The 21704-nt window shown below is 60.9% G+C and carries 18 protein-coding genes, 1 tRNA gene and 4 pseudogenes; 14 read left to right on the top strand and 9 right to left on the bottom strand.

What is annotated here, in order from left to right:
- Positions 1–11: 11 nt before the first annotated feature.
- From A4G99_RS16020 to A4G99_RS16010, 3 genes and pseudogenes are all read right to left on the bottom strand, one after another.
- Positions 12–1243 (bottom strand): annotated as a pseudogene (locus tag A4G99_RS16020) (carboxylate--amine ligase).
- A gap of 99 nt (positions 1244–1342) precedes the next feature.
- A pseudogene (locus A4G99_RS16015) lies at positions 1343–2520 on the bottom strand (M24 family metallopeptidase).
- A 113-nt stretch (positions 2521–2633) separates the two neighbouring features.
- On the bottom strand, positions 2634–3020 hold the full coding sequence (locus A4G99_RS16010) for a hypothetical protein (RefSeq protein WP_082837855.1): 387 nt from the start codon (positions 3018–3020) through the stop codon (positions 2634–2636).
- A gap of 203 nt (positions 3021–3223) precedes the next feature.
- On the opposite strand from A4G99_RS16010, the gene A4G99_RS16005 reads away from it, so the two are divergent.
- Together A4G99_RS16005 and aroA are read left to right on the top strand one after the other, a co-directional pair.
- Positions 3224–3676 (top strand): universal stress protein, encoded by a 453-nt coding sequence (locus tag A4G99_RS16005; protein WP_066145784.1) that lies wholly within the window; start codon positions 3224–3226, stop codon positions 3674–3676.
- 93 nt (positions 3677–3769) lie between these two features.
- Positions 3770–5058, top strand: a pseudogene (aroA, locus tag A4G99_RS16000) (3-phosphoshikimate 1-carboxyvinyltransferase).
- Here aroA and A4G99_RS15995 read toward each other — a convergent pair.
- The gene (locus tag A4G99_RS15995; RefSeq protein WP_223301923.1) at positions 5059–5595 is read right to left on the bottom strand and encodes a hypothetical protein; all 537 of its coding nucleotides are present in this window, start codon (positions 5593–5595) and stop codon (positions 5059–5061) included.
- Positions 5596–5698: 103 nt separating this feature from the next.
- On the opposite strand from A4G99_RS15995, the pseudogene aroC reads away from it, so the two are divergent.
- The 4 genes and pseudogenes from aroC (at position 5699) to A4G99_RS15975 (ending at position 9277) form a co-directional block, all read left to right on the top strand.
- Positions 5699–6843, top strand: a pseudogene (aroC, locus tag A4G99_RS29885) (chorismate synthase).
- Between the two features lie 56 nt (positions 6844–6899).
- Positions 6900–7244 carry a HalOD1 output domain-containing protein gene (locus A4G99_RS15985; protein WP_082837854.1) on the top strand — a complete coding sequence of 115 codons (345 nt, stop codon included), beginning with the start codon at positions 6900–6902 and terminating at the stop codon, positions 7242–7244.
- 424 nt (positions 7245–7668) lie between these two features.
- Positions 7669–8616: a hypothetical protein gene (locus A4G99_RS15980; protein ID WP_066145781.1), complete on the top strand. Its 948-nt coding sequence runs from the start codon at positions 7669–7671 to the stop codon at positions 8614–8616.
- Between the two features lie 31 nt (positions 8617–8647).
- Complete coding sequence (locus tag A4G99_RS15975) at positions 8648–9277, top strand: uracil-DNA glycosylase family protein (RefSeq protein WP_066145778.1); 630 nt, start codon at positions 8648–8650, stop codon at positions 9275–9277.
- Between the two features lie 32 nt (positions 9278–9309).
- Here the strand turns inward: A4G99_RS15975 and A4G99_RS15970 are convergent, their stop codons facing one another.
- On the bottom strand, positions 9310–9510 hold the full coding sequence (locus A4G99_RS15970) for a hypothetical protein (RefSeq protein WP_066145775.1): 201 nt from the start codon (positions 9508–9510) through the stop codon (positions 9310–9312).
- A gap of 68 nt (positions 9511–9578) precedes the next feature.
- Between A4G99_RS15970 and A4G99_RS15965 the strand changes: the two genes are divergently transcribed.
- The gene (locus tag A4G99_RS15965) at positions 9579–10331 is read left to right on the top strand and encodes a DUF2064 domain-containing protein (protein WP_066146653.1); all 753 of its coding nucleotides are present in this window, start codon (positions 9579–9581) and stop codon (positions 10329–10331) included.
- Positions 10332–10357: 26 nt separating this feature from the next.
- Here A4G99_RS15965 and nhaC read toward each other — a convergent pair whose 3' ends face one another.
- Positions 10358–11809 carry a Na+/H+ antiporter NhaC gene (gene nhaC, locus A4G99_RS15960; RefSeq protein WP_066145772.1) on the bottom strand — a complete coding sequence of 484 codons (1452 nt, stop codon included), beginning with the start codon at positions 11807–11809 and terminating at the stop codon, positions 10358–10360.
- Positions 11810–12707: 898 nt separating this feature from the next.
- On the opposite strand from nhaC, the gene A4G99_RS15955 reads away from it, so the two are divergent.
- Positions 12708–12790: transfer RNA gene (locus A4G99_RS15955), tRNA-Ser, on the top strand.
- A 455-nt stretch (positions 12791–13245) separates the two neighbouring features.
- On the opposite strand, the gene A4G99_RS15950 is transcribed toward A4G99_RS15955, so the two are convergent.
- Positions 13246–14196, bottom strand: a complete 951-nt coding sequence (locus tag A4G99_RS15950; RefSeq protein ID WP_082837877.1) for a malectin domain-containing carbohydrate-binding protein — start codon at positions 14194–14196, stop codon at positions 13246–13248.
- A gap of 184 nt (positions 14197–14380) precedes the next feature.
- Between A4G99_RS15950 and A4G99_RS15945 the strand changes: the two genes are divergently transcribed.
- Positions 14381–15031 (top strand): helix-turn-helix domain-containing protein, encoded by a 651-nt coding sequence (locus A4G99_RS15945; protein WP_066145766.1) that lies wholly within the window; start codon positions 14381–14383, stop codon positions 15029–15031.
- Positions 15032–15075: 44 nt separating this feature from the next.
- The gene (locus tag A4G99_RS15940; RefSeq protein ID WP_066145763.1) at positions 15076–15396 is read left to right on the top strand and encodes a DUF5785 family protein; all 321 of its coding nucleotides are present in this window, start codon (positions 15076–15078) and stop codon (positions 15394–15396) included.
- A gap of 8 nt (positions 15397–15404) precedes the next feature.
- Here the strand turns inward: A4G99_RS15940 and udk are convergent, their stop codons facing one another.
- Positions 15405–16208, bottom strand: coding sequence for a uridine kinase (gene udk / locus A4G99_RS15935; RefSeq protein WP_066145760.1), 804 nt, complete (start codon positions 16206–16208; stop codon positions 15405–15407).
- 145 nt (positions 16209–16353) lie between these two features.
- Between udk and A4G99_RS15930 the strand changes: the two genes are divergently transcribed.
- The 4 genes from A4G99_RS15930 to A4G99_RS15915 all read left to right on the top strand — a co-directional run bounded on the left by A4G99_RS15930 (position 16354) and on the right by A4G99_RS15915 (position 20713).
- The gene (locus tag A4G99_RS15930; RefSeq protein ID WP_066145757.1) at positions 16354–17112 is read left to right on the top strand and encodes a GTP cyclohydrolase III; all 759 of its coding nucleotides are present in this window, start codon (positions 16354–16356) and stop codon (positions 17110–17112) included.
- 138 nt (positions 17113–17250) lie between these two features.
- Positions 17251–17811 carry a cyclic nucleotide-binding/CBS domain-containing protein gene (locus A4G99_RS15925; RefSeq protein WP_066145755.1) on the top strand — a complete coding sequence of 187 codons (561 nt, stop codon included), beginning with the start codon at positions 17251–17253 and terminating at the stop codon, positions 17809–17811.
- Positions 17812–17951: 140 nt separating this feature from the next.
- Positions 17952–19304, top strand: a complete 1353-nt coding sequence (locus A4G99_RS15920; protein WP_066145753.1) for an ABC transporter substrate-binding protein — start codon at positions 17952–17954, stop codon at positions 19302–19304.
- A 137-nt stretch (positions 19305–19441) separates the two neighbouring features.
- Positions 19442–20713 carry an ABC transporter substrate-binding protein gene (locus tag A4G99_RS15915; RefSeq protein ID WP_066145750.1) on the top strand — a complete coding sequence of 424 codons (1272 nt, stop codon included), beginning with the start codon at positions 19442–19444 and terminating at the stop codon, positions 20711–20713.
- On the opposite strand, the gene A4G99_RS15910 is transcribed toward A4G99_RS15915, so the two are convergent.
- The gene (locus tag A4G99_RS15910; RefSeq protein WP_066145747.1) at positions 20710–21615 is read right to left on the bottom strand and encodes a right-handed parallel beta-helix repeat-containing protein; all 906 of its coding nucleotides are present in this window, start codon (positions 21613–21615) and stop codon (positions 20710–20712) included. The two genes, A4G99_RS15915 and A4G99_RS15910, sit on opposite strands and share 4 nt — an antisense overlap.
- Between the last annotated feature and the right edge of the window lie 89 nt (positions 21616–21704).

Genomic DNA, 21704 nt, shown 5'->3' with positions numbered 1-21704 from the left:
CAAAAATTGCGCTAGCAGGAACAGTAGTACTCGGTGCCACCGAACTCGGTTTTCATCAGACGACGCACCGGCCCCACGTCGCTCGGCCGATACACGCCGGTGGTCAAATCTCGCTCCCGTTCGAACCGACCGGAGAGCAACGACTCCCACTGGTTGTCCGAGAGAACGTCCGAGAAACCGGAATCGCTTGCCAGCAGTTTCAGGTAATCGGCGAGGTAGACCCACGTGGCGTCGTGCGTGCCGTCGAATTCGAATTCCTTCCCAGTGGCTTCGGCGTAGGCGGCTCCCGGAAGGTCCGCACCGGCCTGAACGGGAAGCGAGATCCACTTCCACGGGCGGGTGTTGATGTCGAGGAGGACGTACTCCTCCCGGTTCCGGTCGTAGACGAACTCGGATTCGCTGATGCCGTGGTAGCCCGTCTCCTCCAACACCGTCAGCGCGCGCTCCTCGATTTTGGGGTGGTCGGCCTCGCGAACGAGACACGACGTGCCGAACGCCTGCGGGTAGCGAACCCGCGCGTTGCCGACGAAGGTAACTGGGGAACCCGATTCGGGAACGTAGGAGGCGAGCGAGCAGTCCTTCCCGACGGCGATGTCCACCTTCTCCTGTGCCATGACGTTGATCCCGGCGTCCTCGGCCATCGCGGCCACGTCGGCCAGTTCCTCGCGGTCGCGACTTCGATGACGTTGGTGCCGACGGCCTCCTCGAACTCGCGTTTGAGCGCCGGTTTGACGACCAGCGGGAAGCCAAGGGCGTCGGCCGCGTCGTCGGTACTCGTCTCGGAGAGGCGGTACGTTTCGGGGTACGGGACGCCCAACTGCTCGGCCTTCGCGTACAGGGATTCCTTGTCGAGCACGGCGTCGATGGTCTCCCGCCCGGCGAACGGCAATCGAACGCCCTCGGGTTCGGTTCCGGCGAAGGCGTGGACCCACTCGTCCATGCAGGGGAACGCAACGGGTTCGTGACCCAGTTCGGCGGCGAATGCTTCCACGTCCTCGCGGAAACCGTCCGAATCGTCGAGCGGGTAGGTCACCTGCCCGGCGAAGTCCACGGTGTCGGAGTACGGTGCGACGCCCTTCCCGTTTCGGTCGATGGCGATGACGGGAACGTCGTGTGCGGCGAGCGCGCGGGCGACGCTCAAACCGGTTACATGTGCGTTGCAGACGATTGCCGGTGGGGTGTCGAACGTGGTCTCGGCGAGCGCTCGCCGAAGCCCCTCGAAGGAACGAAATTCGTCGGCCATGGTTCCGCTTTTCGGAGCGCGGGCTAAAGCGTGTTCGACCGGGAGAAACCCGCCGCTATCTCGTAGGGGAGAAACGAAAACGGCTGGACAGTGGTCGACCTACTCGTCGTCCACGACGAGTTGAATCGGGTAGTCGGTCAGGTTCTCGTAGCCGTCCTCGGTGACGACGGCGATGTCCTCGATGCGGACGCCGCCGACCGCCGGGTCGTAGAGTCCGGGTTCGATGGTGACGATGTGGCCGGGTTTCAGTTCGCCGCCGCTAGGGCTGACCTTCGGGAGTTCGTGCACGTCGAGGCCGACACCGTGTCCCGTACTGTGGATGAATCCCGTCTCGGCGTTCGGGTTGCTTCGGAGCGTGTCGTAGCCCGCGTCCTCGTACACGTCGCAGACGGCCGCGTGAACCTCCTCGCCCGTCGCGCCGGGTTCGAGGGCGTCGAAGGCGGCGTCGAACGCCTCGTGGGTGAGTTCGTAGTACTCCCGAATCTCCGCCGAAGGCTCGCCATTGACGAACGTCCGGGTCATGTCGGCGTGATACTTCGAGGACTTGTCCTTCGGGAAGATGTCGATGATGATGGCCTCGTCGGCGGCGAGCGGTCCGCTCCCACGGTTGTGCGGGTCGGCGCCGCGGAGCCACACGCCACGATGGTCTCGTCCAGCGCGGCCCCGTGGCGCAGCAGCGTGACCTCTATCTCCTCCTTCACGCGCTCGCTGGTCAGCGGTTCGCCCTCGTAGTGGAGCACGCCGTCCTCGACCGTCGCCGCGGCGATCAGGTCCTCGGCCGCGTGCATGGACGCCTCGTTGGCCTTCTGTGCGACGCGGATGTGTTCGACCTCGTCGTCGGTCTTCGTCGAACGGATTCCCTCGACGACCGCGGTTTCGTCGGGCGTCACCGTCACGCCGTGTTCGCGCAGGCCGTCCGCGATGCCGACCGGGAACCGACTGGGTACCGCGACCGATTCGACGCCCTCGTCGGCGAGGAATTCGGCGAGAACGTGGTACTCCGCCTCCTCGGAACCGTACTCCGCGACCTTCGAGAAGTAGTCGTAGTCGGACATGCGGGAGACGCTTTCCGCGTTGCTCTCCTTTTTGGCCCGCCCGTACTCCAAACTGGAGACGAGGAGGTGAACGCCGTCCGCGTACAGCGTCGTGAACGGGTCCGGCGCGTCGAAACCCGAGAGATACAGTTGGTCGGAATCCGTCGAGTCGGCGTCGATGAGGAAGCCATCGACGTCCATCGTATCGAGCGCGGAATCCAGTGCCGAGAGGTCCTGTTCCATGTCCTTCGTCACAGAGGCAACGACCAAAACGATGTCGGAGAACGAACGCCTTTCCGGCAACATCGCCCGGAAATCGGCTGTGAGACGGCGTTACGATAGAAAACGATGGGAGCCTATCCGCCGACCTGCCACGGAAGTCGGCGGTGCGAAAAGTGCTGTCGGCGTATCCCCTCGATGATTGCTACGATTCCACCGAGAACTAGCGCAATCACCGCCAGTCCCGGAGGCTTCGTCGCGGCGAAGTACGTCTCGTGGCTGAAGGTGTAGTACGTGTCCCCTTTGACTACGGTCACCTTCCCGCCGGTGAGCGATTGCCCGTGACCCGGAATCGTGGTGGCAGTGTCCAGCGTGTACTGTTTCCCACCGATTGCACCATCGACCACGTGTTTTTGATCCTCGTTCAAATTCTCGTAGTGAAAGACGTGCTGACCCGAACTGGGCTGGCTCTTCGCCGAGGAATCGAGCGCGAACTGGTGGTCGAACGCCCCGATACAGGCCACGACCCCCCCCCGACGATGAGGAATACACCGAGGAAAAACAACCCGTAGGTTACCCACTTCGAGCGTTTCATGTTCGAAATCCGAGTTTCTGGTTGAATATAAATAATTATTACGATTGCGCAAAATCTACTAGCTTTGATTTCGGTTCCCGAAATCGTATCACCGAAATTCACATCCTCCTACACGACGAACTACCAGTCACCATGGGGGGATATCTGGTCGCAATCGACGGGTCGGGGGCGAGCATGGACGCGCTCCGGTACGCACTCGACCTCGCACGGAGTACGGGACAATCGGTGACGGCGGTTCACGTCGTCGTTCCCGAGGAAATCGTCGCGGCGGACGACGTACCGCCGACGAGTTTCGCCGAGGCGAACCGCGATCTCATCCTGTCGAACGTCGAGGACGCCGAAACGCACGGACAGGAACTGCTGGACGATGCGGCGGCGGCCGCCGAGCGCGAGGGGACGAACCTCGATACCGGATTGCTGTACGGCGAACCGGTACAGGAGATCACGGAGTACGCCGACGACAACGGTTACGACGCCATCTTCGTCGGCCACCGCGGCGCGTCCGAGCGGTTCGAAACGCTGTTCGGCAGCGTCGCGAAGAACGTGGCGGGGCGGGCGACGGTTCCGGTAACCATCGTCAGGTAGCGGTACCGTCAGCTGATGACATCCGTTCGATAAATTCAGGAAAATATTTTCCGGAGCGGTATTCTGATACCCGTTCGGGTAGACGACCCGCACATGGATGTCGAAATCTCCCAATCGGACCTCACGGGGACGGCGCGCGCACCGCCGTCGAAGAGTTACACGCATAGAGCGATTCTCGCGGCGGGCTGTTCCGGCGGCGCGCTGGTGTTCGACCCGCTGATCAGTGCGGACACGAAGGCGACCATGCGCGCCGTCGAAGCTTCGGCGGCGACGTGACGGATACCGGCGAAGCGATCGAAATCGACGGCTTCGGCGGCGAACCGGGGACGCCAGCGGACGTGCTCGACTGCGGGAACAGCGGGACAACCACGCGACTCGTCTCGGGGACCGCGGCGCTGGTCGATGGCATCACCGTGTTGACGGGCGACGCCTCGCTCCGCTCGCGGCCGCAGGGGCCGATGCTCTCGGCGATAGAGCAACTCGGCGGGCGGGCCGAAAGTAGCCGCGGAAACGGGAAGGCACCGCTCGTCATCAAGGGCCCGGTGTCGGGCGGGACGGTCTCGATTCCCGGCGACGTGTCCTCCCAGTACGTCTCGTCCCTTCTGATGGCGGGGGCGCTGACCGAGGACGGGGTGGAAATCGAACTGGAGACCGAACTCAAGTCGGCACCGTACGTGGACATCACGCTGGAACTGCTTTCCGACTTCGGCGTCACCGCGAAGGAGCAAGCGGACGGCTACTCGGTCGCTGGCGGTCAGTTCTACGAACCGAGCGACGGGGAGTATCACGTCCCCGGCGACTTCTCGTCCATCTCTTACCTGCTCGCCGCGGGTGCTATCGCCGCCGAGGACGGCGAGAGCGTCCAAGTCGAGGGCGCGTATCCGAGTGCACAGGGCGACACATACATCGTGGACGTGCTGGCGGACATGGGCGGGGACGTCGATTGGAACCGGAACGACGGCGTGCTGACGGTCAAACAGTCGTCGCTCTCGGGGACGACGGTGGACGTCGGGGACACGCCCGACCTGCTCCCGACCATCGCGGCGCTCGGTGCCGCCGCGGACGGTGAGACGCGCATCGAGAACTGCGAGCACGTCCGCTACAAGGAGACCGACCGCGTGACCGTGATGGCGAAGGAACTCTCGAACTTGGGAGCGAAAGTCGAGGAAGAAGACGACGCGCTCACCGTGTACGGCGGCGAGTCCGACCTCGTCGGGTCCGTCGTGGACGGCCACGCGGATCATCGGATCGTGATGGCGCTCGCCGTCGCCGGTCTCGCGGCCGACGGGACGACGATGATAGCGGACGCCGAACACGTCGACGTGTCGTTTCCCGACTTCTTCGAGGTGCTCTACGACCTCGGCGGCGACGTGCAGCGCTAATCAGAAGGTCGTTTCCGATTCGGACGTTCCCGTTTCACTGGTCGTCTCGTTTCCGACGGGCATCTCCGTCTCGGTGACCGGTTCGTTCCCGGACGTCGTCTCGTTTCCGGAGGACGTCTCGTTTCCGGAGGACGTCTCCGTCTCGGTGGTCGTGTGCTTCTGACACGTCGAGGTGATACCGACACCGTCCTGACCGGCATCGACCAGAATGACGTTCGTGTCACAGCCCTCCATCGTCCACTCCGCGGTGCGCCACATTCCGTTGTCGAGTTGAACGTTCACTTTGTACGTGCCCGCTTCGAGGATGTTTCGTCTGTTCGCGACCCAGCCAGGAAAGAGATAGAAATCGGATTTGTATCGTTTCTTCCCCCGTTTTCCTTTTATCGTCACCGTGACGACCCGCCGTTCTTCGAAGTAGTTACGAACGCGCAGGCTCACCGGTTTCGAGGCGTCCTCGTCATCGAACGGGAGGCGGCCAATGCAGCCCGCGAGGCTGCCAGCGAACCCCGTCAAAGCGAGGAAGCGACGCCGATTCATCGCCTCCGTGTTGGGGTTCCGGGTATAAATTTTCTTTCGGCCGCCGTGGCGAAACGTTCCGCGGTCTGTAACCTCTAAATGCCCCGGTCACACAGACACGGTTATGAACGGAAACCGATTCGGACGCCTCTTTCAGGTGACGACGTACGGCGAGAGCCACGGCGAGGCGATGGGAGTCACGATCAGCGGTTGTCCCGCCGGTCTCGAACTCTCGACGGAGGATGTACAGGCCGACTTGGACCGGCGCAAACCCGGCCAGTCGATGATAACCACCAGTCGAAACGAACCCGACGCAGTAACGATCAACAGCGGGGTTCAGGACGGCTACACCACCGGGACGCCCATCGGTATGGTCATCCAGAACAAGGACGCCCAGTCCGGGAAGTACGAACCCTTCATCACCGCGCCGCGCCCGAGCCACGGCGATTTTACCTACTCCGCGAAGTTCGGCACGCGAAACTGGGGCGGCGGCGGTCGGTTCGTCCGCGCGCGAGACGGTGAACTGGGTCGCGGCCGGAGCGGTCGCCAAGAAAATCCTCTCGTCGGTCGGCGTCGAACTGAAAGCCCACGTCAACCAGATCGGCGACGTTCGGGCCCGACGTGACGTTCGAGGAGATGCTCGAACACAGCGAGGAAAACGAGGTCCGCTGTGCCGACCCTGACGCCGCCGAGGAGATGCGCGAGTTGATCGACGACTATCAGGAACAGGGAGACTCCATCGGCGGGTCGATCTACTTCGAGGCCCGTGGCGTCCCGCGTGGATTGGGCGCACCGCGCTTCGACTCTGTCGAAGCACGACTCGGACAGGCCATGATGTCGGTTCCCGCGTCCACCGCCTTCGAGTTCGGACTCGGGCGGGAGTCGCGCGAATGGGCAGGCCACGACAGAAACGACGAATGGGAGTTCGACGAGAACGAGGATCCGAAACCCATGGAGAACCGTCACGGCGGGATTCAGGGCGGCATCACGTCCGGCGAACCGATTTACGGCGAGGTCACGCTTCACGCACCGACGTCCATTCCGAAGACCCAGACCACGGTCGATTGGGAGACTGGCGAGGAGAAGGAAGTACAAGTCATCGGCCGACACGACCCCGTCCTTCCGCCGCGCGGCGTGCCCGTCGTCGAAGCCATGCTCGCGTTGACGCTCGTGGACTTCATGCTCCTCGGTGGCCGAATCAACCCCGACCGACTGGACGCACAACCCGGCGAGTACGATACCGACTACCATCCCAGTCGCCCCGAGTAGTCGTCCCGGGACGTAATTTTATAACGTTTGAGGGAGAGAATATCATCGTATCGTAGATGAACAGAACGAATGCGGGCGGTGACAACGGAGAACGAGGGCCGACGCTCGTCACATCGAATCCTCGTGGATACCACACCTGTTATGATACCACATCGAGAGCGCTCAGCGAAGTCGTCATCGAATCGATTGCCGCGATTCGAAACGTGGACCCGACCGCCACCCGAATCCCGTTGATGGAGGTGGTCGATCCGGATGCGCTCGACGCACTCTTCGCCGATACCTACCAAGGGGAGGAACGAGCAGACGGTCACATCGTGTTACCCTTCGACGGACTCACCGTGTTCGCTCATTCGAACGGACACGTCTTCGTTCGTGAAACTCCCAACACGGTGAGACACTGATACCGGGTCCCATTCCACGAACACAGTATCGGAAGCGACGACTCGGGAAACGATAACCGATGTACGACTCGAAAGACGGACCGAGCAATCGTCCGCTCGCGCACGAAGCCAGATTCGGTCCGCCTAGATTTATTCACGGACAACTTTATTACGAATTGATGCGTATGGCGCGTACGGATAGCATTGGTACTACGGTAACATGGGAAACATTGTTATAGCAATGTCGCTGTAAATATCCATGAAATCACCGATGTCACCCGAATTCGCGGACGGAGAGAATCGCCGTCCATAACGCCGAAGACGGCGTTGTGAACGGCCGAAAAACATCTGCCGCCCCAATATGACCCATAGTAATGATATACCACATCGTATCCCACCTCCAACGGGTATCGGACGAGTCGAACAATCGTCGAACGTATCGTCCATGACCGACACAGATCACGATTTCGAGACCGGAAGTAGCGTCCTCGTCGATACGTCTGCCGCCGACTGCGAACGGACGAACGGTCTCTCACCCCTCCACGACGAAGCGGACGCCTTGGTCGCGGTGACGTACGACCGATCCGCCGATTCGTTCCTGCGTGCGTGGCGACGACGTACCGGAACGGTTCCGGAGTTCGTTCGGATCATCGAAGTCGGGCGAACGATGCGCTCGACGGCGGACGGATCGACGATGGACGACTCGACGGCGGATACCCCGCCCGACGAGCGATCCGCGCGAGTCGTCGAAACCGTCGAACGGCCGAACGACCTCGACGGGGTTCGGGAGGCGATTGCATCCGCACTGGCGGCGTCGGACGGCGAGACGGTGCTCGTCTTCGACTCGCTCACAACCCCGACCGAACACGTTTCGCTCCACGAGATGATTCCATTCTTCCACGACGTTTCGAACCTTCTCACGGATGCCGACGCAGTCGGCTACTTCTACTGTGAGGAACCGTCGGAGATTTCGGCGGTCGATATCTCGGCTGTCGCCCCGTTTCGGGCGCTCGTGGACCAGACGGTCGAACTGAACGGCACGAACGACGCGAACGACGCGGCAAGTCCACAGCCTGCGCCCCGGGACGGACCGCCGCTCGATACCCTATTCGAGGCACTCAGTTCGAGACGCAGACGTGACGTGCTTCGGTACCTCCTCGACACCGAGGATGCGGTCGACATCAACGAATTGGCGACTGCAGTCGCACGCCTCGGACCGGGCGGAGGATCGACGCATAACCAACACCGCAAGTACTACTCGACGCTGTATCAGCTTCACCTCCCGAAACTCGACTCAGCGGGCCTCATCGACTACGACGAGCGAAACCATCGCGTCTCGGTTCGGGACGGTGCACGATGGGCGGAGTCGTTTCTCGCGCTCGTCAAGGAGTAGCCCCTTTTAGGCTCGCGGCACAATCGGGGGTATGAACGCGAAGCAGGAGGAACGCTCGAACCCGTTTGGGATGGATGAAGCCTGCACGAACTGCGACCTGTGTGAAACACGCGAGCAGGTCGTCCACGGCTACGGCGACGTGGACGCCCATTTTCTGTTCGTCGGCGAGATGCCCGGCGACGGTGCGGACGAAACCGGCGTTCCCTTCACCGGCGACGCGGCGGGGGAGCGACTACAGGAGATTCTCGGACGACTCGGATTGAACGAATCCCCGCCGGACGCCGAGGAACCGGAGATCGAGAACGCGTTTCTCACCTACGTGACCCGCTGTCGTCATCCCGAGCGGGGACCGACGGACGGAGAAATCATGACCTGCGAGCCGTATCTGAACGCCGAAATACGGATGATAAACCCGGAAATCCTCGTCCCCATCGGGGAGGGCGCGCTCGCGGAAATCGCGACCGAATACACGACGAAACCGGCGGCCGACATCGACATCGTAGCGGACCACGCGACGACGATTCGCGGACGCGGGTTCGAACTCGTCCCGATGATTCGGCCGGAAAACCAGACCGAAGAACAGACCGAAGCGTTCGTCCAGCATTTCCACGAGTTGATGGACACGGATTATCGCCAGACGAAGGGACGACAGGGTCGATAATCGAGGGGGAATCGAAAAACGGACCGAATCGGTTACCAGTACGGGTTCTGCCGCCAGCGCTTCGACCGACCGCCGACGTGTGCGACCCCGGCGATGAGGACGGCGAGCAGCGCGACCGTTACGATTGCTGCAGTGCCCGAAAGCGTGTTGATGACGAGGGAGACGAGCGCGCCGACGACGAGTAGCGCGAGAACGGCGACGCCGAGCAGACCGAGGGGTTTCGTCCAGTCCATGGTCGAAATCGGGTCGGTGGAGGCATAAAATGGTGCCTTTCAAGGCGCTCCCGAACCGACGGGCGGGTATGACCACCATCGCCGTGTTGGCCGACCCGCCACGCGAAGGGTTCGTCCTCCCGGAACTCGCCGAAACGTCGCCGCTCTCCGCGAGCGAGGCGGCCGAACTGTACGCCGCCATGTTGAAGGACACCTTCGTCGCCGTGGCGAACAGCGGCGGCGAACTGCTCGTCAACTACCGACCCGACGAGGCGATTCCGGACGAGTATGCGGGCGACGAAAGTTCCGAGGAGGAGCTACGTGCACTTGCCGACGAGGCGCTGGAAGGGACGGACGACGTGCGTTTCGAGGTACAGGTCGGGGAGACGCTCTCCGGACGCGCCGGAAACACGGCGACGCACTTGCTCGAAGAGGAAGAGGTGGCTTCGGTCGCTATCGTGGACGGTACCGCGCCGATGCTCACGCGAAAGGAGATCGACAGCGCGGCGATGAAACTCCGGCGGAGCGAGGTCGTCCTCGGCCCCGCCGCGGACGGACGCCTCTACTATCTCGGCGCGACGGACACCATCGACTTCGCGGACGTGTACACGCCGCCTGAGCTCGAAACCGCGACCCGGCGCGCCGTTGATGCCGGTCACGACGTGGACTACCTGCCAGCGATGACGAGCGTCGAGACGGGGGCGGATTTGTGTTCGTTGATTCCACTTCTCAATTCGCGCATCGCCGCCGAGCGAATCGTCCCGGTGAACACGGCGTCGTATCTCCACGAACTCGGCGTTCGCGTCGAGGAGAGGAACGGAAAACGGACGGTAGTTCGGTAGCGGGAGCAGGAGAAGGTGCAGGTTCGTTAGTCGGCCGACGCGACGGCACTCGGTTTTTCGCTCGAATCCTCCGATCCGATGCGCCAGCCAGTGGCCGCCATCACGAACAGGATGATCGGCGAGAGGAAGCCGAAGAAGTAAAACGGCGCGTAGCTGAGCGTGGGCACGCCGAGCGCTGCTGCCATGTAGATGGCTCCGGCGTGCCACGGGATGAGCGCACCCGTCGGCGTTCCGGCGGCCTCGACGGCCCGCGAGAGTTCGCTGCTATCTAGCCCGTGTTCGTCGTAGACGTTCCGGAGCGTCATGCCGGGGACGACGATGCTCATGTACTGCTGGGCCGTGAGCAGGTTCGTCAACGTGGCCGAGATTCCGGTTCCGAAGACCAACCAGCCCGTGCTGTTGAGCCCCCGGGAGAGGTAGTACGCGAGGGTGGCGAGGACGCCGGTCTTCTCCAGCAGTCCGCCGAGCGCGAGCGCGAGCACGACGACTGCAATGGTCCACGCGGACCCGCTGATGCCGCTGTTGGCGAGCAGGTTATTGACCAGTTTCATCCCCGTTTTTGGGGCGGTTCCGCTCAGAGCGACGTTCCACGCGGCGGTGAACGACATCCCCTGCACGAGGATGGCCGTCCCAGCGCCGGAGAAGATGCCCGCGATGAGCGACGGGAGGGCGGGATAGCCGTAGAGCGCGAGTCCGAAGGTGACGACCAGCGGGACGAACACCAGCGGCGAGATGGAGTACGTTCCCAAGAGCGCGTGCTGGATGGCGGCGGCCTTGCCGCCCTCGGTGCCACCGCTCGCTTGGAGACCGAAGAACGCGAAGAGGACGACCGACAGGCCGAACGCCAGCAGCGTCCCGGTTCGCATCCGGTTGATGTGGTCGTACAGTTTGGTGTTCGTCACCGCCGCCGCGAGGTTCGTCGTGTCCGAGAGCGGCGACTGTTTGTCACCCGCGTACGCGCCGGAGAGAATCGCTCCGGCGGTCATCGGCGCGGGAATCCCGAGCCCTGACCCGATACCGATGAACGCCACGCCGAGCGTCCCCACCGTCGTCCACGACGACCCGATGGAGAAGGCCACGAGTCCCGACAGTATCGCCGTTATGGGCAGGAAGACGGACGGGGAGAGCAGTTGCAGTCCGTAGTACATCAGCCCCGGAATCGTGCCGGAACTGATCCACGTGGCGATCAGCGCGTAAATCGAGAACAGGATGAGAATCGCTTGCAAGCCCATCATCAGGCTGTTGGCGAGTCCATCGTACAGTTCCTCCCAGGAGTAGCCGAAGACGTAGTACCCGACGAGGCCGGTGAACGTGATGGCCCAGAGCAACGGCATGTGCGGGTCCATCCCCAGCAACGCCGACCCAACCGCGAGAAAGACGATGGTCGCAAGGACGGGTAAAAGCGCCTGTTTGAACGTGGGTCGCCGCTCCTCCGGCAACTCCTCGTACGTCATCGGCTCGAAATCCAATGATGGCATCGTACTCCGGGAAATGCACCTGGGGAATTAAACGCTTATGGTACGATGTCTTGGGATAATATTTCAGCCGCGCAATTCGTTGCGTCGGATACGTCGTTGACCCGAGACAGGCTGTACGTAGAAGCGGTGCCGAGTAGAGCGAACCGTGGTGGGATGGCAGAGCGGCCTATTGTGCCCGGACCGAAAACAGGTCAGTTGGATTCTAGCCGGAGATTTCGAAGATGGGTAGCTGATACGACCTCTCGCCGAAAAATCAGGCCACAGTCAGTGCGAACCCGAGAATAAAGGCTACCAAGGCAATCAGAACGAGAACGGTAGAAACCGTTTGACTGGACGAATCCGTTTCGACATCGAAGCCCCACCTACCGGATAGAATACCGATACCGACGAAGATAGCTGCGAGGCTCCCTACCATCCCGCTCACTGACGACAGAGACGGATGACTCAGGACTGATTGATCGAATGACTGGCTTGCAAGTAGAAGTCCAGTAACGAGTGGTGCGACGCCGACTGCTTTCTTGGAGGACATGGTCGAAATTCTCGTTCGCGGACAATAATTCTACCGGGAAACCCGATAACCAACCGGGGGGACTGTACGGAGATGGGGAGCAGATGGAAGTCGATCATCCCCCCGAGTGATCCATTTGGCGGGTCGTTTCCGGTCGTTTTTGTCCGCGATTAGCCTCCGGTCATCGTGCTGTCGTCGGGTTGGTTCGGGAATGAGAACGATACCTTCAACTTTCTCCACCTCACACTTGGTGATACACCCCACGAACGGCGGTTTCGTGGTTTCCGAGTTCGTTCAGTCGGGCTTCGGTACTGCGAACCGTTATCTCTCGCTTCACGTCCTGAAGGCGTAAAATCGCAGCAGGGCATTGGGGTAAATCGACACTCTCGCGGTGGGATGGCAGAGCGGCCTATTGCGCCTGCCTTGAAAGCAGGTGGCGTCATGCCTCATGGGTTCAAATCCCATTCCCACCGTTCTCAACGCGAACAAATCCGTGAGCGTTGAGTACGACGAATGGGATTTTGAATTAGACCGAGAACCTGCGCACTGCACAGGTTCTCGGACGTTGTTCGAATCGGGTTCCCACCGCTTTTTACGCGATTACCCGACGAGCGCCGCATCCCGGTGCTCGTCTCGGCAGAGCGGGAAAGCGGCATCCAAATCCGTAATTCGGGAGCCGTCACGGACCGACGGCGACACGAAACGTCTCACCGGGATCGAGCGGATAGTTGAACAGTTGTTCATCTGTTCAACTATTGGTCTCACGGTATCTCGCACGATTAGTGGAGACACGGAACAGGAGTCATGTTCGGAATGGACCGGAGATTTCGCACGACGTGCGGAACACAGGTCGATGAACGGGTCGGACGGGAGTTTACAACAGTTCTGAAACGGTCGGCGTACGGGAAAATCAGGGGAAACCGGCGGGTCAGTTCGACTTGGAAGCGGGGGCGAGTTTCTGGGCCGAATTCACGTCGTTCGACTGACGGTCGTTTTGTTTGCCACCTTTCTGCTTGCCGCCCTGAACGCGGACGATTTCGATGCCCGAGAGCATCGGGTCCTCCTTCTCGTGGATGAACTTCACGTTGGCCACGCCGTCGCGGACGGTCACCGTGTACGACTTCATCGTGCCGCGGTTGTGACCGAGTTCCTTGAACATGTCGTAGTTTTTGAGGACGCGCTTGCCCTCGATTTCGACGTCGAACTTACGCGGGCCTTTCTTCTTGTAGCTCTGTTTGTCGAAGTAGCTCTCGACGAAGTACAACCGGACCTCGTACCGGCCGTTCTGCACCGGGAACCGATACTGCATCTCGGTGTCGTCGCTCGGCTTTCCATCGACGTCGGCGTCGTACCGCCGACTCTGGAACATGGCTTTGGGCGTTCCGGACGGGACGGCGGACGTCATCGAGATGTAATCGTTCGTGCTGTTCGTGTGGCTACCACTGATACGCGCGTTGTTGAATCGCGACGGGCTATCCTCGGTGTCCGCGAGCCAATACCGACCGCCGTCGGAGGATTTGAGCTGTGGGCCACCGACGTTGACACGATAGCGGACCGTCTTCTGCAGTTGTGTCGTCTGGGTGGTCGAAGTGGTCGACGTCGTTGTACTCGTCGTACTCGTCGGTGTCGCCGTGGTTTTCGGCGTAGTGGTGGCTGATTTCGTCGTTTGGGTGGTCGTCGCCGCGGTGGACGTCGCCTCCACGCTGGTCGTGGCTGGCGAGGTTCCCGGTGAAGCGTTCGCGCCACCGTTCGTACTACCTGCTGGTCCGAGGATTCCGCCGGGAATCCCCGCGACGATGATGAGACCAGCAACGAAGAAAACGACGCCGCCGCCGATGAGTATTCCCTGGATAAAACCGCCGGATGAAGAGCCTGACATGATTCTCATCTCCCCCGTATGTGCCGCACCATATATCCAGAAGGTCAGGACCCTATCCAGTTAATTATACACCAGCTAAAGTGAAATCCACACGAAATTAGTTATGTGACGTATCCCGCGTTTCTTAAAGCAGCATGAATTAGCAAGCAGAACAGCGAACTGGATACTGTTGCTTCTCACTCGGGTGAGTACGATTGCAGAGATTGCACTCCCGACCAGCGAGTTTGCACTCCGCGAAACGTTTTCGCAGGTGCCCGGTGCGAGGTTCGAAGTCGTGGGAGTCGTCGCACACCAAGCGGAATACGTGATGCCACAGTTGCGCGCGACCGCGACCGATATTTCGACCGTGGAGACGGCGTTCGACGACGATGGAACCGTCACCGACGCCAAACTATTGACGAAGTTGAACGGTAGGGGGTTGTTTTCCATGCGGTGGGGTGCCGACGTTGCCGAAACGCTTTCCGTGATTTCGATGGGCGATACGACCGTCCTTACCGCACGTGCCGCGAACAATCGGTGGAGTTTCCGTATCCAGTTTGTGGACCGCGACACGCTTTCGACAGTGTACGAATCCTGCCAAGACACCGGCATACCGATCGAAGTACAGAACGTTCACAAGCGAACGACGCTGCTGGACGAGTCACACAAGCTTACCGAACAGCAGTACGAAACGTTGCGAAGCGCGATGGACAGGGGGTACTACGAGATACCGCGAAACGCGACGACGAAGGACCTCGCCGAGGAGTTGGGTGTTTCACACCAAGCCGTGTCCGAACGACTGCGCCGCGGACATCGTAGTTTGGTCGAGACGGGGCTTACCGCGCCGAGCGAGTAGGACAGAAAGCAATCCTTTTTGCCCCCTCAACGAAACGTGCGAGCATGGACTGGCCCCACGACCCTGACGGTGAAGAAGGGAGCGAGGGAGGACGGAAGTACGGTATGGCTATCCTCGCGAAGAAAGTAGACGAAGACGAGGATTTCCCGCTCGAACGCGAGGAGTTCGTCGAAGCACACGCCGACGAACCGATCCGAATCAACTACGAGAAGGTCGTCAGCGTCGCCGACATCTTCGACCACGTCGAGGAAGACGAGTACGAGACGATCACAGATTTCCACAAAGCAGTCGGCAAAGGAATGCGATCCGGCGGGTTCTGGGACTACCACCCGGTCGGAGAGAACCCCGAAAAGAAACGAGCGTAACGCGTAACTCACTTCGATTCTTTCGACGAGCGCCATCGTTCGCCGCCACCGTTGGGTGTCGCAGCGGGTGGCTCGTTCGCGTCACTTCGGCCGCTTCGTTCCGGACGGCTATCTCGCTCGGGTCGGTCGGTCTGATCGATTCGTTCCACGTCACGGTCCGGCAGACGGAGTTCCTCCTCGACTTCCCACGCGCGTTCCGAACGCGTCTCCGCACGGACCTTCTCTTCGAGGAGGTTGACCGCGACCCGGTTTGCCCCCTCGGGAATGATGAGGTCGGCGTGTTTTTTCGTCGGTTCGACGAACTGCTCGTGCATCGGTTTTACCGTGGAAAGATACTGGTCCATGACGCCTTCGAGGTCGCGGCCGCGGTCCACCACGTCCCGCTCGATTCGGCGGAGAATTCGAACGTCGGCGTCGGTTTCGACGTATACCTGCAAATCGAGCATCTCGTTGACGTCGGTGTCGTACAGCGCGAGGATTCCTTCGAGCACGACCACGTCCGTCGGTTCGACGGTGACGCGTTCGTCCTTCCGGTTGTGAACGCTGAAATCGTATTGGGGCATCTCGATGGCCTGTCCGGAAAGGAGCGAATCGAGGTGTTCACGCAGCAGTTCCCACTCGAACGCCGACGGATGATCGTAGTTCACCTCGGCGCGTTCCTCGAAATCGAGGTGCGAGAGGTCCTTGTAGTAGTTGTCCAACGGAATCCGGGTAACCGAATCGCTCCGGGATTCCGTGACTTCACGGGCGACTGTCGTCTTCCCCGCGCCGGTACCCCCGGCGATACCGATGACGAACGACGGAATACTCATTGTGGGGTGCAGGGGAAACGACGATTTGAATCCCCCGACTTCGGGATTAGTGTGGAATCTGATCGGTTCGGTCGAGTCTCATTTTTGAGACGCAAATCACGATTAGGTTCGCTTATAATACCGTGTGCCCAACTCCCGACCAACAGTGACGAACGCCCAACTCACGTTGATACAAATCGACAACTACGGGCCGTGGACCGTGACGCCGGAACCGCGTCGGGAAGTCGACCTCCAAACGCTTCAATCGCGATTGTACGCCGACCTCTCCCAACTCATCGGTAACCGGGACGGGTACGTCTTCTTCACCCGTTTCGACAACATGGTGGCCGTGACGAACGGTCTCTCGTTGTCCGATCACGCGCTCGTGCAGGAATCGGTCGGAAATCGCTACCCCGTAACCGTCAGTTTGAGCGTCGCCACCGGAACGAGTCCGATTCAGGCGCTCGAAGATGCGACGGAACTGCTGCAGGACGCCGGGAGCGCGCAGGATCATTCGCGCCGCGAAATCCTCGACGGGCGGACGATCGACGAGGAGTTCAGAACCGACGACGACGTGCAGCTCGCTCACTTCGACGTCAACGACATGACGGGCAACTACACCGACGAGGTGAACGCCTTCGACTCCTTCATCCACATCGAACAGGGCTACGCGGAACTGATGCGATACATGCGCGAGGCACACGACGCCCTGTCGTTCTTCGTCGGCGGCGACAACGTCATCGCGGTCTGCCCGAACATGGACGAATCGGACTACGAGGACGTCATCGAGCACGTCGAGGAGACGGTCGAAGTCGAACTGAAAGTCGGCGTCGGCACGGGGCGAGTCCCGCAAACCGCCGGAATGGACGCGAAGCACGCCTTGGAGACGTGTCGAGCGACCGGAAGCAGGATCGAATTCGAGTAGTCGGACTCTGATAAATCGATTCGAATCGGATTCGAATCGCATCGTTCGTCGGCGAAAAATCGGCTAGTACCTTTCGCTGGACGTGGGAATAAAGGTGCCGGGGATACTTTTTAGAACGACCATGTCAACTGTTCACACATGGATGCGGAAGTTATCGTGCGGGACGTGATGACGCGGGAATACGTCGGCGTCAGTGAATCAGATTCGGTTCTCGGAGCGGTTCGTCTCATGCACGACGAAGGAGTCGGGAGCGTCGTCGTTCTCAGGGGTCACGAACCGGTCGGTATCATGACCGAATCGGACGTGATCGCCCTCGTCGCGAACGAAGACGACCCGATGGAAACGACGGTTTCGGAAGCGATGTCGAAACCCGTGCTCTCTGTGCAACCCGACCGGAGTGTAGCCGACGCCGCGGGGATGATGGCTCAACAGGGGATTCGCCGGATCATCGTCACCGTCGACGACGAACTGCTCGGGGTGCTCACCGAACGGGACGTGATTTCGGCTTCGACGTCCCCGTCGAGCATCTCGCGAACACAGGAACGGGAAATCGACCAAGGGGACCTCGGAAACCGGATGGGAACGAACGGCGGGACCGAATACGAGGGTCAAAGCATCTGTGAGGTCTGTGGCGCGCTGACGCACGATCTGACGAACGTCAACGGCCAGTTGGTCTGTGCCGACTGTCGCGAATTTTAGCGATTCGAGTTTTCCGAAACCCGAATCACTCCGGGACCTATTAAAATTATTAATTATTAATATTTATAGTCAATATCTGCGAGTGTTAATAATCTGGAAAGGTAGATTTATATCGCCTGAGTCGAGACCCATGGCTGTCCATGCGATATGATATCGATCGACGTGACGTGCTGAAGGGACTGGGTGCAACCGGAATTGCCGGTCTCGCAGGCTGTATCGGCGGTGGCGGTGCCGGCGACGACAGCAGTACCAGCAAGAGCAGTAGTGACGGAAACGGCGGCGGAGGCGGCGACAACAGCGGTGGTCCCGACGTTCTCAACGTCATCGGCTACCCTGAAAGCGGAATTCAACTGTTCCGCGACTACTACCAGAGCACCGACGGAAACCAAAAGATAATCGTCCCCGACGGGTTGCGGGATTCGACGCTGCCCAAAAACGTCGGCAACGATATGGCGAACCTCACTGGAACGGCCCCTGCGGCGTCCGGGCCGAATCAGAAGGCGTTCAATCAGATGTACAAGGACGAGTACAACCGCGAACCGGGCGTGTTCAACTCCCACTCCTACGACGCGGTCGCCGTCCTCATCCTCGCCAACGTGGCGGCGGGGGCGAACGACGGGGGCAAGATCCGCGACCAGATGCGACGGGTCGCCAATCCCGGCGGACAGAAGTACGGACCGGAGAACTTCGTGGACGCCGTCAAAGCTGCCGCACGCGGCGAAGACATCAACTACCAAGGCGCGTCCAGCGTCGTAGACTTCGATAAGAAGGGCGACCCGGCGTCCGCGGCCTACGACGTCTGGAAGTTCGATTCGAGCGCCGACGGCGGGATCAAGACGGAGGACACCATCACCTTCGAGGGAGAACCGAGCGGCAAGATGGCCGATAGCTCACCCGGTGGGAAGAACCGAACCGCCAAGGTCGGTATCCTGCTTCCACAAACAGGTGACCTCGGTTCGACCGGGAGCCTGATGATCAAAGCCGCGAAGATGCCGGTAAAGCAAGTGAACGACGCGGGCATCAGCATCAAGGTCAAATCCCAGGTCGAGGACTCACAGACCAAGAAACAGGCATCGCTCAGCGGCGCGAACGCGCTCGTTAGCGCCGGTTTCCCGGCCATCTGTGGCCCGGCATCCTCAGGGAACAACATCCCGGTGAGCCAGCAGGTGTACATCAAACAGGGCGTCGTCGGTTGTTCGCCGTCCAGTACGGCGCTGACCGTGACGAACTTGGACGACAACGACTTCGTCTTCCGGACCGCACCGAGCGACCTGCTGCAAGGCAAGGTGATGGCGCAAGTCGCATCCAAGAAGCTCAGTGGCAAGACCGCCTCGACGCTGTTCGTGAACAACAGTTACGGCCAACAACTGTCGGACAAGTTCTCCAAAACGTTCACCGACAAGTACGACGGGGAGGTGCTACAGAAGGTGTCGTTCAACAAGGGTGAATCTTCCTACACGTCCGTCATCAAAAAGGCGACCGGTTCGAGCTAAGCTCCCCTCTCGTTCGACCGTTTTCGATGGAAACCGTCGCCCCTACTGTATCGGTCGGCATCCGATGAATCGAGCGACATCTATAATGATAGTTTAAGATACATTTTTGCCTCGGAACGTTGAGACTCCCACCGGGTATGAGTCACAAAATCGACCGCCGCACCTACCTCCGAGCGGTAGGTGCAACGAGTACCGTCGGGTTGATGGGAACCCTGCAACAGGGGGGTGGGCCGGACATGCTCACCGTCATCGGCTATCCGGAAAGCGGGATTCAGCTATTCCGCGACTTCTACGGGACCGGACAATCCGTGCCCGTCCTCGTTCCGGACGGGTTACAGAGCGCCAGTCTACCGAAGGAAGTCGGCAACGACATGAAAAACGTCACCGGGACGGCACCCGCCGCCGCCGGGCCGAACCAGCAGGCGTTCACGAAGCTCTTTCAAGAGCAGTACAACGCACCACCGAGCGTCTTCACGGCCCAATCGTACGACTCCGTCGCCATCCTCGTCCTCGCCAACGCGGCGGCGGGGGCGAATGACGGGACCAAAATCCGCGACCAGATGCGTCGGGTCGCCAACCCACCCGGAAAGGAGTTCGGTCCAGCGAACTTCGTGGACGCCGTCAAAGCCGCAGCGAACGGGGACGATATCAACTACCAAGGCGCATCGAGTTCGACGAACTTCGACGTACACGGCGGTCCGGCGTCCGCCGCCTACGACGTCTGGAAGTTCGCACCGCAGACGCCGGACGGCATCAAAGTCGTCAACACGCGGGAGTTCACGAGCAAACCGGGTGGACCCGAGGCGAACAGCGCCCCGGGTGGAATGGGCCGAACGATCAAAGTCGGAATCCTGCTCCCGCAGACCGGGGACCTCGCGTCGGTCGGTGGACCGATGGTGCAGGCGTCGCAAATTCCGATCAAGCAGGTGAACGACGGGAACGTCGACCTCGAAGTTCAAACGCAGGTCGAGGACACACAGACCGACCGACAGGCGTCGCTCAGCGGCGCGAACGCGCTCGTCAACGCCGGTTTCCCGGCCATCTCCGGCCCGGCGTCCTCGGGGAACTACATCCCGGTCGCGACCGAGGTGTTCGTCCCGAATCAGATCGTGGGCTGTTCGCCGTCGAGCACGGCGGTCACCGTCACGAACCTGAAGGATAACGACTTCATCTTCCGAACCGCACCGAGTGACTTGCTTCAGGGTGCGATAATGGCGCAGATTGCGGCGGAACGACTCGGGGCGAAAACCGCCGCGACGCTGTACGTGAACAACGATTACGGCCAGCAGCTATCGAATCAGTTCACGAAGAAATTCACGTCGAGCCAAGGCGGTTCGGTGAGCAAACAGGTCGCGTTCAACAAGGGCGAATCGTCGTACACGGCCGTCATCCAGCAAGCGCTGAGCTAAGCGCCACGGTCTCGCCCGTTTTTCGCGTGCGTCCTCGACGCGTCGCGTGTCGTCCAGTTCCCACGGCTACCGACGATCGGATTGTCGTTCGCGTTCGCGTTCGAACGCGTCACGACTGCGCTGCCGTCCGGGTTCGTCAGCGTCGCGTTCCGTATCGTGTTGTCGTGTGAATCGACCAGCAGAATACCGTCCTCGGTCGAGCGAACGACCACGTCCGTCACGCTTCCGTTTCGGACCCCGGCCAGCGCCACGCCGATCTTACTTCGCACGACCGAGACGTTCGCCAGCGACACGTCTTCGGAGTCGGAGACGAACACGCCCGACGAACTCGTATCGCGGACATCGCTGTCCGAAATTCGGCTCCCGTTCGAGTCGCTCATCGCGATTCCCGTGAACCCGTTCGTCGCTGTCACCCGCCGGAGACACGTCTCCGGGGAGCGTAACACCGAGACCCCGTCCGCGGTTCGCCACGTCGTCACGTTCGCTACCGTTCCGGCGCTGGCGTTCTCGTATTCGATGCCGAACGTCCAGTTGATGGCCGTGACGTTTCGAACCGTGACGTTCCGACCCGTCACGGCGATGCCCGCAGTTCCATCCCGAAACACCCGTCCGTCCACGACGTGCCCCGCTCCGTCGAGGGTCACGTCGTCGGCCTCGATCCGAAGACACGCCCGCTGACGGGTTTCGATGTCGTCGGAGAGGACGTAGTGGCCGGAGCGAGTTATTCGCGTACAGGAATCGAGGGACGTCGGAGCAGCGTCGGCGGACTGGGACGCGGTCTCGGCGGATTGGGACGCGGAAGCCGATGTCGTCGGCACGGGTGCGCCGGAAACGAGAACGGGAGCGAGCACGAGGACGGCCACGAGTGCGACGGCCGAACCGCTCCGCCGTGAGCGAATCATGACGATGACACGCGGTGCTGGTCCTTGGCAATTGTGGCACGGTGAAACGAGAAGGTGTGGGAGTATCCGCGGGGAAAACGCCCGGACTT

Origin of the sequence: Haladaptatus sp. R4, from assembly GCF_001625445.1 — an archaeon.
GTDB lineage: Archaea > Halobacteriota > Halobacteria > Halobacteriales > Haladaptataceae > Haladaptatus.
This window is presented reverse-complemented; position numbering and strand designations above follow the sequence as displayed.

Coding starts and splice junctions, on each gene's coding strand:
- A4G99_RS16005 (WP_066145784.1), top strand. CDS start 3,224: ATGGGGGGATATCTGGTCGCAATCGACGGGTCGGGGGCGAGCATGGAC.
- A4G99_RS15995 (WP_223301923.1), bottom strand. CDS start 5,595: ATGAATCGGCGTCGCTTCCTCGCTTTGACGGGGTTCGCTGGCAGCCTC.
- A4G99_RS15985 (WP_082837854.1), top strand. CDS start 6,900: ATGAACAGAACGAATGCGGGCGGTGACAACGGAGAACGAGGGCCGACG.
- A4G99_RS15980 (WP_066145781.1), top strand. CDS start 7,669: ATGACCGACACAGATCACGATTTCGAGACCGGAAGTAGCGTCCTCGTC.
- A4G99_RS15975 (WP_066145778.1), top strand. CDS start 8,648: ATGAACGCGAAGCAGGAGGAACGCTCGAACCCGTTTGGGATGGATGAA.
- A4G99_RS15970 (WP_066145775.1), bottom strand. CDS start 9,510: ATGGACTGGACGAAACCCCTCGGTCTGCTCGGCGTCGCCGTTCTCGCG.
- A4G99_RS15965 (WP_066146653.1), top strand. CDS start 9,579: ATGACCACCATCGCCGTGTTGGCCGACCCGCCACGCGAAGGGTTCGTC.
- nhaC (WP_066145772.1), bottom strand. CDS start 11,809: ATGCCATCATTGGATTTCGAGCCGATGACGTACGAGGAGTTGCCGGAG.
- A4G99_RS15950 (WP_082837877.1), bottom strand. CDS start 14,196: ATGTCAGGCTCTTCATCCGGCGGTTTTATCCAGGGAATACTCATCGGC.
- A4G99_RS15940 (WP_066145763.1), top strand. CDS start 15,076: ATGGACTGGCCCCACGACCCTGACGGTGAAGAAGGGAGCGAGGGAGGA.
- udk (WP_066145760.1), bottom strand. CDS start 16,208: ATGAGTATTCCGTCGTTCGTCATCGGTATCGCCGGGGGTACCGGCGCG.
- A4G99_RS15925 (WP_066145755.1), top strand. CDS start 17,251: ATGGATGCGGAAGTTATCGTGCGGGACGTGATGACGCGGGAATACGTC.
- A4G99_RS15920 (WP_066145753.1), top strand. CDS start 17,952: ATGCGATATGATATCGATCGACGTGACGTGCTGAAGGGACTGGGTGCA.
- A4G99_RS15915 (WP_066145750.1), top strand. CDS start 19,442: ATGAGTCACAAAATCGACCGCCGCACCTACCTCCGAGCGGTAGGTGCA.
- A4G99_RS15910 (WP_066145747.1), bottom strand. CDS start 21,615: ATGATTCGCTCACGGCGGAGCGGTTCGGCCGTCGCACTCGTGGCCGTC.